The organism is Arthrobacter sp. H14 (assembly GCF_000520495.1).
Taxonomy (GTDB): Bacteria; Actinomycetota; Actinomycetes; order Actinomycetales; family Micrococcaceae; genus Arthrobacter_C.
In genome coordinates this window covers 35,962-50,343 of record NZ_KI914647.1, presented here as the reverse complement: position 1 = coordinate 50,343, position 14,382 = coordinate 35,962, and the positions used below count along the sequence as shown (strand labels likewise).

Here is a 14,382-nt window from a genome sequence, read left to right as displayed (position 1 = left end):
ACGGCCCGTGGAGTGTACTGGCCCGCGGCCTTCTGCTGCAGGAACGCCGCTACTCCTGCGGCGGCACGGCGCACGACGACGCGGTTCATCCGGTTGGGACCGGGTCCGAGTGCTGCACGCAGACCGGCAGTGCCGAATTCAAGGGTGCCGTTGAAGGCGTCCGCCAGCTCCTGGCTCGCTTGCAGCTGCCCGGTGCCTTCACCACCTGCCTGCTCAATCAATTCACGCAGTTCGGCCGCTGTCTGCGGATCAGGATCGGCGTCCGCCCATTCGGCGGCAGTCGTCGTGAGCTGCTCCAGCTCGGATTCGGTGAGCGTCATTGTTTTAACCTACACGCCGCGCCACGGGAGCGGCGTGTTCATAACGGGGACGGGTTTACAGTTTGTTGATGATGCCGGCCAGCAACCGGGAGATCCGCGGACCGGCCTCCTGGCCCGCCGCAATTACTTCCTGATGGCTCAGCGCGGCGGAGCTGATGCCCGCGGCCGCGTTGGTCACCAAAGAGATGCCGAATACCTCCATGCCGGCGTGCCGGGCCGCGATGGCTTCCAGCACGGTCGACATTCCGACAAGGTCCGCACCGATGGTTCTGGCCATCCTGACCTCGGCCGGTGTCTCATAATGCGGTCCGGTGAACTGCGCATAGACCCCTTCATTGAGTGAGGGGTCCACCTCGCGGGCGATGCTGCGGATCCGCTGGGAGTACAGGTCCGTCAGGTCCACGAAGGTCGCGCCCTCGAGCGGCGATGTGGCGGTGAGATTAATGTGGTCGGAAATCAGCACCGGCGTCCCGGGCGGCCAGTCTTCGTTGAGTCCGCCGCAGCCGTTGGTCAGGACCATGGTCTTCACACCTGCGGCGGCGGCGGTGCGGACTCCATGCACGACGGCGCGAACACCTTTGCCTTCGTAAAAATGCGTCCGGGCGCCGAGGACCAGGGCACGCCGTCCGTCCGGAATCTGCACCGAACGGATGGTTCCGACATGGCCTTCGACGGTGGGGGCGGAAAATCCGGGGATGTCGGCGGCGTTGACAGTCGCTACTGGTTCGCCGATCAATTCGGCCGCTCCACCCCAACCCGAACCGAGGACCAGCCCGATATCGTGCTGTTCGACTCCGGTCTGTTCCGCGATGTAACCGGCTGCCCGCCGCGCCAGTTCGAAGGGGTCGTTGCGTTCCAGCTCGTCTGTAGTCACTGCACCAACGTACCGTGTACGGGCTCGCCGGTGGAACCGCTGGTTGAGGCCTTACTGGAAAGTAAGCAACAATTGGACCGTGACGAGTCAACTGGATTTCAGCGCCCTGAAAATTGCCATCCTTGGTGGCGGCCCCGGAGGCTACGAAGCCGCCATGGTGGCTGCGTCACTGGGGGCAGACGTAACGATCGTCGAGAACAAGGGGGTCGGGGGATCCGCGGTACTGACCGACGTCGTTCCCTCCAAGACACTCATCGCGACGGCGGACACCATGGTTCGGGTCGCCGATGCTCACACCACGGGCGTTAAATTCAGGGACAACGCGGAGGCCGCCTACGCGGATCTCGCCCAGGTCAACGAACGGCTGCTTAAGCTCGCGGCCGAGCAATCTGAAGACATCAGCCAGGGCCTGGTGCGTGCCGGAGTCCGGATCCTGACCGGCACCGGCAGACTGCTGGACAATCACCGGATCGAAGCGACGACGGCCGAGGGTACGGAAACCGTCGAGGCGGATGCCATCCTGATCGCCACCGGCGCGCACCCCCGCGAACTGCCCGGCGCCAAGCCGGACGGCGAACGCATCTTCAACTGGACCCAGATCTACAACCTGACCGAACTGCCCAAGGCCCTGATCGTCGTCGGCTCCGGCGTTACCGGGGCCGAATTCGCGTCTGCGTACAACGGCCTCGGATCCCACGTCACGCTGGTCTCCAGCCGTGATCAGGTCCTCCCGGGTGAAGACGCCGATGCGGCGGAGGTGCTTGAATCGGCCTTCCAGCGGCGGGGGATGACGGTGTTGTCGCGCACCCGCGCCGAAACCGTGGAACGAACCGACGACGGCGTGCGGGTCAAGCTCAACGACGGCCGCACCATCGAGGGCAGCCACTGCCTGCTCGCCGTTGGCGCCATTCCCAACACGGCGGACATCGGCCTCGAAGAGGCCGGGGTGACGCTGACTGAGAGTGGCCACATTAAGGTCGACGGCGTTTCCCGCACCACCGCGCCGAACGTGTATGCGGCCGGCGACTGCACCGGCGTCTTCGCGCTGGCCTCCATCGCCGCCATGCAGGGACGCATCGCCATGGCGCATCTGCTTGGCGACGCGGTCAAGCCACTCAAACTCAAGCAGGTCGCTTCGAACATTTTCACCGCCCCGGAAATCGCCTCCGTGGGCGTGACTGAGGAAGACATCTCTTCGGGAAAGTATCAGGGCGACATCATTAAACTGCCCTTGCGGACGAATCCGCGGGCAAAGATGATGAACGTCGAGGACGGCTTCATCAAGGTCTTCTCCCGCCGGGGCTCCGGTACCGTGATCGGTGGCGTCGTCGTCGGACCCCGCGCCTCGGAGCTGATTTATCCCATCGCCCTGGCCGTCGCACAAAAACTGCACGTTGACGACGTCGCCAATACGGTTACGGTGTATCCGTCGCTGTCCGGCTCAATCGCCGAAGCCGCCCGGAGGCTGCACGTACACAGCTCCTGATGGTGCTGCATACGTGCAGGCGGGCGTAGCAGGTAAACGCTTGACGGCAGCCGCTAGCGCTTGACGGCAGCCTCTTCCTGGTCGGCCTCGTCCACCTCGTCCTCCAAGGTGTCCATGCTCATGTTCTTGGTCTCCTTGGACAAGTAGAGCGCGACGAAGGTCAGCACCGCCATTGAGGCAAGATAGACGCCGACCCAGCCGACGCCGAAGTCCTTCGCCAGCCAGGCTGCAATGAATGGGGCCAGTGCGGCTCCGAAGATGGAGGAGATGTTGTAGGCGAGCGCGGAGCCGGTGTAGCGCACGTTCGTCTCGAAGAGCTCCGGCAGAATGGCGCTCATCGGCCCGAAGGTGAGACCCATCAGGATTATGCCGATAATCAGGAAGGTCAGCATCAGGCCATGGCTTGCGCTGTCGCCTTGACCCATAATCTCCGGGGCAAGGAAAAAGTTGAAGCAGAGGCCGAAGACAATGATGCCCGCGGTGACGACCATCAGGGTGCGGCGGCGGCCGAACTTGTCAGCCAGCCATCCGGCCACCGGGATGAAGGCGGCGAAGAAGATGATGGAGATCAGCTGCAGTATCAGAAAGTCCTGGTAGGGGATACCCAGGAAGCCGTTCTCGACCGACCCGATGGCGTAGCTGAGGATCCAGGTGGTCATCAGGTAGAACAGGCTGTACGTCGCGAGCATGATGAACGTGCCCAGGATCAGCGGCTTCCAGGCGGTGCGGAAAACCTCGACGATCGGCGTCTTGACCTTCTTGCCCTGCGCGACGGCGCGGGCGAAGACCGGCGTTTCCTCGAGCTTGAGCCGGACATACAAGCCAATCAGGACGATGATGGCCGAAACCAGGAAGGGAATCCGCCAGCCCCACACGACAAAGGGATGGCTGGGATCGTTCGCAGCCGAACCGGTGTAGCCCATCCATACGGTGAGCAGCAGGAAGAAGCCATTGGCGAGGATGAAACCGAAAGGAGCGCCCAACTGCGGCCACATGGCGGCCCAGGCGCGTTTGCCCTTCTTGGCCGTCTCGGTGGCGAGCAGCGCGGCACCGCTCCACTCACCGCCGAGCCCAAGGCCCTGGCAGAAGCGGAGGATGGCCAGCATCGCCGGGGCGAACAGGCCGATTTGCGCATATGTTGGAAGCAATCCGATCAGGAAGGTCGCAATGCCCATCGTTAACAGTGAGCCGACCAGAGTCGCCTTGCGCCCGACCCGGTCTCCGAAGTGTCCGAACACAATTGAACCGATCGGCCGTGCCACAAAGGCCAGGCCGAAGGTCGCCAGCGACGACAGCAGTGCAGCGCCGCTGTCTCCGGTGGGGAAAAACAGAAGGGGAAATACCGAGATAGCGGCAGTGGCGTAAATGTAGAAGTCGTAGAACTCAATGGTCGTACCGACCAGACTTGCGATTACGATGCGGCTGCGCGGTACATTCACGCCGTCATCACTTTTTGCCGCCGTCGTTCCGGCGGACTCACTGCTGCTCACGCAAACTCCTTATTGGCGAAAATTCAAACCTACAAAGGATAGTTTTAGGCGCAGTTACTGGACAGTAACATTCATATGTTGAGACAGCAGTTGAAGCAGAAGAAAGCCTGCGCGGTGGGAATCTCCCACCGCGCAGGCTTTCTTTCCGTCAGGTGCAGCCGGTTGGGCGGCACCCCTGGATTGACTGGTTAGGTGGCGCCTCCTGGATTGACGACACCGGTTGGCTCGGAGACTGCTTCCTCGACGGTGCCCTTGTCATCGGTGTAGCCGATGATCAGCCGTACTTGCTTCCCGGTTTGGGCGGCGGTGACGGCGAAGGTTTCCGCGGTCGCTCCGGCGATGTTGGTGAAGCCTGCCGCCTCGGTTCCCTGCTGCCACCGGTAGGTGAGAACGGAGTGTTCGATGGCGTCTGCGGCACCGTCAGCGTCGGTGAACTGCTTGGTGATTCGCAATGCGTCACCGACGAGCGGTTCGGCCGGGCCGATTTGTTGCGGTGTTGGTGCATCGTTGTTGTTTACCACCGCTCCGGTAGCGGCCGAGGCGATCTGCTCGTGGATCCCGCTGTCGTCGACGTAGGAGACCAACACACGTACTGAGTGGTCGGCTTCACTGTTTGAGAGGGTGAAGGTTCCGGACGCATTCGTTTGTGTCGTGATCCACAGGTCGGCGATCCCGTCGGCTCCGGCTTCGCTTTGAGCTTGCAGCTCGTAGATGAAGGATCCGTTGCCTTGTGGGTCAGTGATGTCCGCGGTGGCGGTGACCGTATCTCCTTCGGTGAAGGCGGTACCGTTCAATTGCACCGTTCCAGCGGCGTCGGAGCAGTTCGGAGCCAGGGTGGCGCCGGTGATGCAGACGACCTGGTCGTTGAACTGGAGCCGTTCCATGTTCCGCAGGATGTCTGTGGACACCTGTGGGGCTCCGGCGTTACTGGCGACGCGCCACACATTCGGCTGGGTTGCCGCGTGTGGTCGATCGATGGTGTAGTCGCTGCGCGCCCCGGAGAAGACGGCCGTGTCGACCGCGCCTGTCTGGTTGGTGTCGGCGTTGGCGACTTCACGGACGATATGCAGGTCGGCCGGGTTGATGGTGCCGTTGAAGATGCGCCCCTGGAAGGCCCGCATGCTGTCTGCGGTTTCCACTGCCCCGCCTGCAGGCCGGTGTTCGATCCTGACGTTGAGCCAGGCATCGCCGTCGACGAAGTTGCGGCCCATCCGTGGTTCGATAAGGTCACTTCCCTGCCCGCCGAGGAGGATGTTGTTGTTGAAGTCCTCCTCGTCGTTGAAGGACTCACTGTCCAGGAACGGCAGCGCGTATTCGGGCTTCGTCCCGCCGCCGAGCAGTGCCCGGAGCCCATCGACCCGGTCCAGGTGTTCCTGGGTGAGGCGGTGGCCGTAACCGAGGGTTCCTACTGCTGGTGCGGTGATGTCGTCCTCGGCCGCGGAGCCGCGGAGGATGTCATCATTCTTCCATCCTGAGGTTGCCTCCACGTTCAGGAACCTGTCCGAGATCTGGCTGAGCGTGTCGGGCAGGATCGTCAACACGGCCATGTCGATATTGACCGGGTAGGGGTAGTCCTTGTGGGTTACCCAGTCGAATCCGAGCATCCCGGCGAACCGTTCGCTGGAGGCGCCGGCGATCATGATGTCGTCGCCGCCTTCGGAATCGAAGTCGGTGTTACCGGATCCGCCGTTGAGGACGTCGTGGCCGCCGTGCCAGAGGTTGGGATCGTTTTCCAGCGTGTTGCTGTTATCCCCAACCAGCAGGTCGGTGCCGCCGCCGGCGCCTTCAATCCAGTCGTCTCCTTCGTTGCCGCCGATGACATCGGCGCCGCTGGAGCCGTAGATGAAGTCATCGCCGAGGCCGGCGAAGACCGTGGAATGGTCCTGGCCGCCGTGGATGAAGTCCTTCCCGGAGCCTCCGAAGAGCAGGTCTCCGATTCCCGGACCGCCACTAATCGCGTCGTTGCCTGCCTCGCCCTGGAGTCTGTCGTCTCCGTTGAGGTCGGTCAGGATGTCGTCGCCGTCACCGCCCATGATGGCGTCGACGCCGTCGTCGCCTTCGATCCGGTCGTTACCGGCACGGCCCCAGATGGAGTCATCACCAATACCGCCGCGGATATTGTTAGCGGCGTCAGAGCCCTGCATCACCACATGTTCAGCACCGGTGAACCGCCATTGCCCGTTCTGGTTGAACAGCCCGGCCGCGGTCAATTGCGCGTCGGTCTGGGTCAGGTCGAAGGTGGCCTGTGGTGAAGCGAATACATCGTGTGGCAGCCGGTCGGCGCTGGTATTGCGCATTATCAGCTGCGAGAACGAATTCGCCTCCAGCGTGTGGAACAGCGGGTTGCCGAGGTTCCTGTTCAGGTAGTAGAACCGGTCACCGTTTTGCAGGTTCTCGAGCTGCTGCTCGAAAACGAAGTTGAACGTAGTGCCCAGCATGCCGCCGAAGACGAATGGCTTCTCAGCCAACCCGCCCATCCAGAAATCGACACCATTGAGTCCTGTATCTGCCGCCGGTGCGTTCATGAACGCCGGAGATGCGATCAGTGCCTCTGCTGCCGTCCGCTTTCCGGCCAGGGTATTGGCCGACTGGAGTGTTGGGTGAATGCCGTAGGCGGCCACGAAGTTGAGGATGGACTCGGGGTTCTTCATGCTCAACCGGTAGTCCTCCCAGCTTTCGTATGGCTCAAGCTCGGGATGCAGGGTCGCCTCGTAGAACTGTTGGCGTGCTGACTGCAACCCCGGGACCCCGGTATCGCGGGCCCTGGCCATATTGATCGTCGCCAGGTCGAGCGGCAGGCCCAACAGCTGATTGCGCAGCGTGTCGGTGACGAATTCGTCAATGCCGTTCGCGGTCTCGTGCGTCAGCCCACGGACCAGCGAGCCGGCAGCCTCGTCCGGCGTCAATGCTGTTCCGTCAGGCGCTTTCAAGTAACCCTGGGGATTCAGGAAAGCGTCAAACAACGGCATCTCATGCATTTGACCGTCGACTTCCCGTTGCACATCTTCTGTGAGGAGGGAGTGCCCGAACCGGTAAACCACGTGGGCAAACTCGGCCGTTATGGCGGGGTTGACATCCGGCATGTAGGAATTCTCGTTCAGGGTGGTGGGATCGATGTTTGGCTGGATCCGGCGGGCGAATTCCTCAAAGACGAGGTGCTGGTACTGCATCTCCGTGAAGAACCGTGCAGCCTGGAACAGCCGCTCCCCGTAACCCCAGAAGTCGTCCTCCTGGTACTCGGCGAGCAGTTCCTCGTTGCCTGGCTCGTTCAGGACGCCCTCGATCTGCTTCATTACCCGGTTGTGCTCGGAATGGAATACGTGGTGAACCGAGGTCAGCGCCATATTCTCATTGCCGCGGCCGTCACCAGTGATGAAGTGTTCCCCGAGCAACTCCTTGTTATATCCGGCCAGATCCTCTCCCGGCGTCGCGCCATGGGCGATGTCGTCCAGGAATGCATGGCCGGCCCGCAGCGCGCTATCGGGGACAGCCACCGGATTGACGAGGTCGCCTTCCAGATGCGTGCCATCCTCCAGAACGATCTGCGGCAGACCGCTCGGCCCTGGAACAAATCTTCCATAGGGATCGGTGCGCAGCATTGGAACGTCAAGCACATCCATATCGGTCAACGCTATGCCGAGCAGATCCCGCGCTTGACGCTTGACATCGTTCCAAGTAGGCATTCCTTCATCGGAGGCGCCGTTGAGCAGCTGCCCGGTAACAACGGGAACCCCGCTAACCGCCTCGTACTCGCGCAGGAACACCTGGTGCGACGGGTGAGATGTGTACGTCTGGTTCTGGTCCACAAACGGCGTGGTCCGGTTCTGATGCTCCTGACCGTCCCCATCGGCAATGGTTGCACGGGTGAGCATTAGGAAGTTTGTGCGTGAGGTGGGATCGTACAGCGGGTCATCTGGCTGGAGTGGAACCACGACGGCGCCGTTCCCTCCCTTGGAGACCTGGTCCAGACCATGGTCGAAGAACTGGCCGAAGTACGTGAACCAGCTTGTTACCGAGGCGGACAAGCCCTCATCGGTGGCAATATCGGGGATGAAAATCTCCGTTCCCTTTGACTGGTTCCCCAGCTGGGCTTCCACCGTGGAGTCGATCGCGATCTGGCCGCCGAGGAGTGTTACTGCCTTCGGTTGCAGCCGCTCCAACTCGGCGAGGACGCTGGGGCGGATGGTTCCGGTGGAGGGTACCAGCAGGATTGGTGCACTCCGCATGCCAGCCACCGCCGCGGCTGACAGCGCATCCGGGAAACGTTCTCCGGTGGCAATGTAGGCATGATCGACCGGTGGAGTGTAGAACCGCTCCGAAATCATCGCGGCGGTGTCATATTTAGTGGCTCCACCGATGCGGCTGATAGCTCCGGGCAAGGAATCGAGTTGGTTGTACACAACATCCGCGATGGCAATCGGTCCACCGAGGACGACGATCTCCGCGGGTTTCAGGCGAGCCAATTCAGCGGCTGTTGCTGGGGGGACACTGGTGCGCTTCACCAGCAGGATTGGGTGGCCATCCCGCGCCGCCGGCGCTGCTGCCGCCAATGCATCGGGGAAATTTTCACCGGTCGCGACATAGACGCGGCTGACGCCCGGCTCCTGCGTTGCCTTGCTGATTTCAGCGGCAGTTGCATAAGCGGTTGCTCCTGCCAGCCGGGAAACGGCACCCGAGGTGAAGGTCCCGAGCTGTGTGACGACGGCGTCGCTGACGGCAAGATGGCCGCCCAATACGACGATCTTTGCCGGCTTCAGCCTGGTCAATTCAGCCTGGATCCCGGCTGGAATTTCCCCGGGCTTAACGAGCAGCAGCGGTCCGCCGCCGGCCTTTGCCGCCGGGCCGCCGGCCAGGGCATCGGAAAAGCGATCCCCCCTGGCAATGTAGGCGACGGGGACTCCCGGCTGGAAGTTGTTCCGGCTGATGGCCGCTGAGGTGTTGTAGAGCGTGGAACCGGCTATACGCGAAATAGGTGTTCCCGGCAGGACGCGGGCACCTTCGACGCGGTCTTTGACTGCGACGGCGGCCGGGTTGGATGTTGTCTGATCCACGATGAGATTACTGATTGTACGAGGTTCAGAATCGTAGACGAAGCTGCCATTTTTGCTCTTATAACTGGTGGGCGTTCCCGCCGGTCCGCCCGGAGCTCCCCTGGGAATCGGGTCCGCATCTTGAAACTCAGGTTCAAGCATTCTGGGGAAATTCTGGAGCCCGGCGCCATAACCATCCTGGCCGGGCAGCAGATTGTTCCACCGACCGTCAACCGTCCGGAGGCCAAAGGGTAATTTCGGGTCGCCCACACATGGGTCGCCATCGACGTCGTAATGCGTTTGCTCTTCGACATTGAACGTCTTCCCCCGCTTGCAAAGGGGGGAAGAATCTTCGTCCTCGGTCACCACGTCTTCGGCGTGAGCCTCAGAGATGTCGATTTGTTTGAGAATGAACTCAAGGTCGCCGACGGTGACATTGAAGTCTTGTCCAGGAGGTGGTGCTGCTGTGGCCGGCCCCCCCGGTATCAGCAGCCCAGTCACAGCCATGGCACCCGCTGACGCAACTGCCGTCAGCTTTCTGCCCGCTTGTCGACGCCGGTTATGGCGTCGTGATTTCTCTTCCATTGCAAACTCTCCCCATGCAATGGCCCCCAGCTCTTAGTCGCTCGAAGCCCCCAGCTACCTCAACGGCAACCGGCGGTATAGCGTTATTCGCCGGTATTACCACTGGCTGGAGAATTCCACAGCAACCTTAGGAAAAACCTGCGACTGGTGTGACTGCGGTCAGTAACGGCCGGAAGTCCCGTCAATCCGATAACCATCTTCACGGTGAATCAACCGGCGGCCCCCGCCGTCGCTCAAATGCACCCAGATAACGGCACCATCGTCGGTGCGCATATCGAATGTGCCGGTAACCGGTCCATGCTGATGATGCTGAAGCCTGACATGCTGGCCGCGCTCAGGCGTGGACCAGTCCTGGTCGTGCTGTTTGCCCTGCACATTCGTTCGTGACCCCATGTTGATTTCCCTCTCTGATTTTCCGGCCAATGTACAACAAGGTACGGAGCCAGCCTGAACGTTTAGTGAACGTCAGCAGGGAAAAACCGGACGTCCTTCGACGCCCGGGAACCGAGGCGGGAGTCAGTCGAGAATGTTGGCCAGGACCGCGCCTGCCGAGACGGTGTCGCCCGGCCGGGCGCTGAGGGCAGAAACCTTGCCGGCTTTGTGTGCGGTAAGGGGTTGTTCCATCTTCATGGCTTCGAGGACGACGACGAGATCACCTTCGCCAACGGTGTCGCCGTCCTGCACTGCGACTTTGACGATCGTCCCCTGCATAGGGGAGGCAAGCGCCTCGCCGCTCGCGGCCGCCGGCGTGGCCGCCCTGCTGCGCACCGATTTTTTCTTCTTGCCGCCATTTCCTCCGGCGGAAGGGGCGCCGGCCAGCGACGCGGGAAGCACTACCTCGAGACGCTTGCCACCGACCTCGACGGTGACGCGCTGGAGCTCGCCATTGTCATCCCCGCCGGCAGCGGCGCCGTTGGCCGCGTAGGGAGGCAATTCGTTAATGAATTCGGTCTCGATCCACCGCGTGTGGACTGAAAAACTGCCCTCTGCAGGGGCAAAGGCAGGATCGGCGACGACGGCGGCATGAAACGGCAGGACGGTCGGCATGCCGTCAATCTGCATTTCCGCGAGTGCACGGCGGGAACGCTCAAGCGCCTGTTGGCGTGTGGCGCCGCTGATAATCAATTTTGCGAGCATGGAGTCGAAGTTGCCGCCGATCACCTCGCCGGCTTCGATACCGGAATCCACCCTCACGCCTGGGCCGGTGGGCAGCTTCATGGCGGCCACCGTACCGGGCTGCGGAAGGAAGTTGCGGCCGGGATCCTCGCCATTGATCCGGAACTCAAAGGAGTGTCCATGGATGGCCGGATCGGTATATCCCAGTTCCTCGCCGCGGGCCAGCCGGAACTGTTCGCGGACCAGATCAATCCCGGTCACCTCTTCGGAGACAGGATGCTCAACCTGCAGGCGGGTATTGACTTCCAGGAACGAGATGGTGCCGTCCTGACCGACGAGGAACTCGCAGGTCCCTGCACCCTGATAACCCGCTTCCTTGAGGATCGCCTTGGATGATTCGTAGAGCCGCTCATTCTGCTCATCCGTCAGGAACGGCGCCGGCGCCTCCTCGATGAGTTTCTGGTTCCGGCGCTGCAGCGAGCAGTCCCGGGTTGAAATCACGACGACGTTCCCGGCGGCGTCCGCCAGGCATTGGGTTTCGACGTGCCTGGGAGCATCCAGGAACCGTTCGATGAAGCATTCGCCGCGGCCAAAAGCTGCGGTGGCTTCACGGACGGCCGACTCATACATCTCCGGGATTTCCGCCTTGGTGCGCGCGACCTTAATGCCACGTCCACCGCCGCCGAATGCGGCCTTGATGGCGAGCGGGAGGCCATACTCGTCGGCGAAGCTGAGGACCTCATCCGAGGAACTGACCGAGTATTTGGTGCCCGGCACCAGCGGCGCACCGACCTTTTCGGCAATATGCCGGGCCTGCACCTTGTCACCGAGTGAGGAGATGGCTGACGGCGGCGGCCCAATCCAGGTCAGCCCTGCGTCAATCACCTGCTGGGCGAAGTCGGCGTTCTCCGAAAGGAAGCCGTATCCGGGGTGGACAGCATCCGCACCCGATTGCGCGGCCGCGCCCAGTATTTTTTCCATCACTAAATAGGAATCGGCGGCGGTCGATCCACCCAGGGCGAATGCTTCATCGGCCAGCCGGACATGCAGAGCCTCGCGGTCCGGTTCAGCGTAGACGGCCACGGAGGCGATACCTTCATCGCGGGCGGCGCGGATTATCCGCACGGCGATCTCACCCCGGTTGGCAATCAGTACTTTCGTGATTGGCGATGCATCGGGTGAGGACATGGGCGTACTCGTCACTGTGGCTCCTTAGTAATCTCTTCGGAGCCTAACGCTTTTTTGCGGTTTTCGCCTAAGATTCATGCCGTATCTGCGTGGGACCGGCGGTATTTTTGTAGGGATGCTACAAAAGCCAGTCCGTCTTCCAACGCCCGGCTGCTACTGCCAAAATTCCGTAATGGAGGCGCCCGCCGTATTGAGCAGTCCGCGCAGGGTGGAGACGCTCAGGCCCACGATGGCATGGGCATCGCCCTCGACCCGGGTGATGAACGCACCGCCGAGGCTGTCGATGGTGAAGGACCCGGCCACATTCAGCGGTTCGCCGGTCGCCACATAGGCGTCGACCTCGTCTTCGGTCATCTCCGCGAACTGCACCGTGGCCGAGGCGACCGCGCCGGCGGCCGCACCGCTGCCGCCGTCGCCGGCATCCCGGTTGTCGATGAGCCAGTGCCCGGTGTGCAGGACGCCGGAACTGCCCCTCATCTGCAGGATCCGCTCCCGTGCCGCCGCCGCCGTATAAGGCTTCCCATATGCCTGCCCATTGAATTCGAATACCGAATCGCAACCGAGCACCAGCGTTCCGGCGGCATCTGCGAGACCGGCGACTGCCTCGCACTTGGCCCGCGCCAGCAGCAGGGCAGTGTCATGCGGATCGGTGACGCCATGGTCGCGGGTTACTGCATCCTCGTCGACGTCGGAAACCATCACGCTGTGCTCGATTCCGGCGTTGGAGAGAAGTTTCGTGCGGGCGGGGGAGGCGGAGGCAAGTATCAGCTTTGTTTTAGTCACGGTTCAAGCCTATGTGGACCGGACGGCAAAAACCCGGGAGAGGTGCTTCATCAGCTCTCCTCCCGGGCCTTGCGTTACCACCGTCCGGACTGGCGGCCGGCTAGCGTGCGGCTCCGGCCATTTCCGTTGTTCCGGTCCCGGTCGAAGTCCCAGCGTCGCTATCCACGGAATCGTCAGCGAACGGGTCACCATTGCGTTCGGCGTTGTACAGGTCTTCGTCCATGATGCCCTGCCGCTTGGCGACGATTGTGGGCACCAAAGCCTGGCCGGCAACGTTGACCGCGGTGCGTCCCATGTCCACGATGGGGTCGACGGCGAGCAGCAGCCCGACGCCGGCCAGCGGCAGCCCCAGCGTGGAAAGGGTCAACGTCAGCATGACGACCGCGCCCGTGGTTCCCGCCGTCGCGGCTGAACCGAGGACGGAGACCAGTGCGATCAATAGGTACTGAGTCGCATCCAGCTGAATGCCGTAGAATTGTGCCACGAAGATCGCCGCAACGGCGGGGTAGATGGCGGCGCATCCGTCCATCTTGGTGGTGGCACCGAGCGGAACTGCGAACGATGCGTAGCTCCGCGGAACGCCGAGGTTGCGTTCGGCGACGCGCTGGGTCAGCGGCAGCGTTCCCACTGATGAGCGGGAGACGAAGGCGAGCTGGATGGCGGGCCAGGCTCCCGAGAAGTACTGCCGGGGTGAAAGGCCATGCGCCCGGATCAATACGGGGTAGACAACGAAAAGCACCAGGGCCAGTCCGAGGTAGATGGCCAGCGTGAACTTGCCGAGTGAACCGATAGTGTCCCAGCCGTAGGTTGCCACCGCGCGGCCGATCAGGCCGACGGTGCCCAGGGGAGCGAGGCGGATGATCCACCAGAGTACTTTCTGGATTATTGCCAGTGCGGAAGCATTGAGGTTCAGGAACGGCTCGGCCTTTTCGCCCACTTTCAGGGCGGCGATGCCGACGGCGGCAGCGACGACAAGCAGCTGGAGCACATTGAAGCTCAGCGATGTGGCCGGTTCACCCTCGGTAATTGTGGTCTCAGCCGCAAGCCCGAGGAAGTTCTGCGGGATCAGTCCCTGCAGGAATGCCCACCAGCTTCCCGTTCCGCCCGTGTATTCGGCCGGCTGGGCAGCTCCGGTATTCGCGCCCGGCTGCAGCAGCGTACCGAGCCCGATGCCAATGACGACGGCGATGAGCGCGGTGATCCCGAACCACAGCAGCGTATTCCAAGCCAGCCGGGCGGCATTGGAGACCTGCCGCAGGTTGGAAATGCTGCTGACCACGGCGGTGAAGATCAGCGGTATGACGGCTGTCTTCAACAGCGTCACATAGCTGTCGCCAATCGTGGTGAGCGTGGTCGTTAAGCCGTTCGGTTCACCGCCGGCGGTTTCGCCGAGGGAGCGGGCGAGCAAACCCAGCAGCAGACCCGCGATCAGTGCCGCAATGATCTGCGGTCCGAACGAGGTCATCCATCGGGGAAGCCGGATTTTCGGGCGCTGGGCCCCTTCTGAGGT

General features: G+C 62.3%; 8 protein-coding genes and 1 pseudogene. 1 reads left to right on the top strand and 8 read right to left on the bottom strand.

The window, feature by feature from the left end:
- Together Y707_RS29700 and Y707_RS0109385 are read right to left on the bottom strand one after the other, a co-directional pair.
- A pseudogene (locus tag Y707_RS29700) lies at positions 1 to 320 on the bottom strand (phospho-sugar mutase); the annotation flags it as partial.
- Positions 321 to 375: 55 nt separating this feature from the next.
- Complete coding sequence (locus Y707_RS0109385) at positions 376 to 1,194, bottom strand: purine-nucleoside phosphorylase (protein WP_026534890.1); 819 nt, start codon at positions 1,192 to 1,194, stop codon at positions 376 to 378.
- Positions 1,195 to 1,273: 79 nt separating this feature from the next.
- Between Y707_RS0109385 and Y707_RS0109380 the strand changes: the two genes are divergently transcribed.
- Complete coding sequence (locus Y707_RS0109380; protein ID WP_026534889.1) at positions 1,274 to 2,680, top strand: NAD(P)H-quinone dehydrogenase; 1,407 nt, start codon at positions 1,274 to 1,276, stop codon at positions 2,678 to 2,680.
- A gap of 53 nt (positions 2,681 to 2,733) precedes the next feature.
- Here Y707_RS0109380 and Y707_RS24775 read toward each other — a convergent pair whose 3' ends face one another.
- From Y707_RS24775 to Y707_RS0109350, 6 genes are all read right to left on the bottom strand, one after another.
- Complete coding sequence (locus Y707_RS24775) at positions 2,734 to 4,170, bottom strand: MFS transporter (RefSeq protein ID WP_051441835.1); 1,437 nt, start codon at positions 4,168 to 4,170, stop codon at positions 2,734 to 2,736.
- A 188-nt stretch (positions 4,171 to 4,358) separates the two neighbouring features.
- Positions 4,359 to 9,701 carry a peroxidase family protein gene (locus Y707_RS24770; RefSeq protein WP_162150204.1) on the bottom strand — a complete coding sequence of 1,781 codons (5,343 nt, stop codon included), beginning with the start codon at positions 9,699 to 9,701 and terminating at the stop codon, positions 4,359 to 4,361.
- Between the two features lie 243 nt (positions 9,702 to 9,944).
- The gene (locus Y707_RS30615) at positions 9,945 to 10,178 is read right to left on the bottom strand and encodes a hypothetical protein (RefSeq protein WP_155852856.1); all 234 of its coding nucleotides are present in this window, start codon (positions 10,176 to 10,178) and stop codon (positions 9,945 to 9,947) included.
- 123 nt (positions 10,179 to 10,301) lie between these two features.
- A complete protein-coding gene (locus Y707_RS0109360; protein ID WP_026534887.1) occupies positions 10,302 to 12,089 on the bottom strand; it encodes an acetyl/propionyl/methylcrotonyl-CoA carboxylase subunit alpha in 1,788 nt (595 codons plus the stop codon).
- Between the two features lie 153 nt (positions 12,090 to 12,242).
- Positions 12,243 to 12,872: a Maf family protein gene (locus Y707_RS0109355; RefSeq protein ID WP_026534886.1), complete on the bottom strand. Its 630-nt coding sequence runs from the start codon at positions 12,870 to 12,872 to the stop codon at positions 12,243 to 12,245.
- A 100-nt stretch (positions 12,873 to 12,972) separates the two neighbouring features.
- Complete coding sequence (locus Y707_RS0109350; RefSeq protein ID WP_442853288.1) at positions 12,973 to 14,337, bottom strand: dicarboxylate/amino acid:cation symporter; 1,365 nt, start codon at positions 14,335 to 14,337, stop codon at positions 12,973 to 12,975.
- Positions 14,338 to 14,382 lie beyond the last annotated feature (45 nt).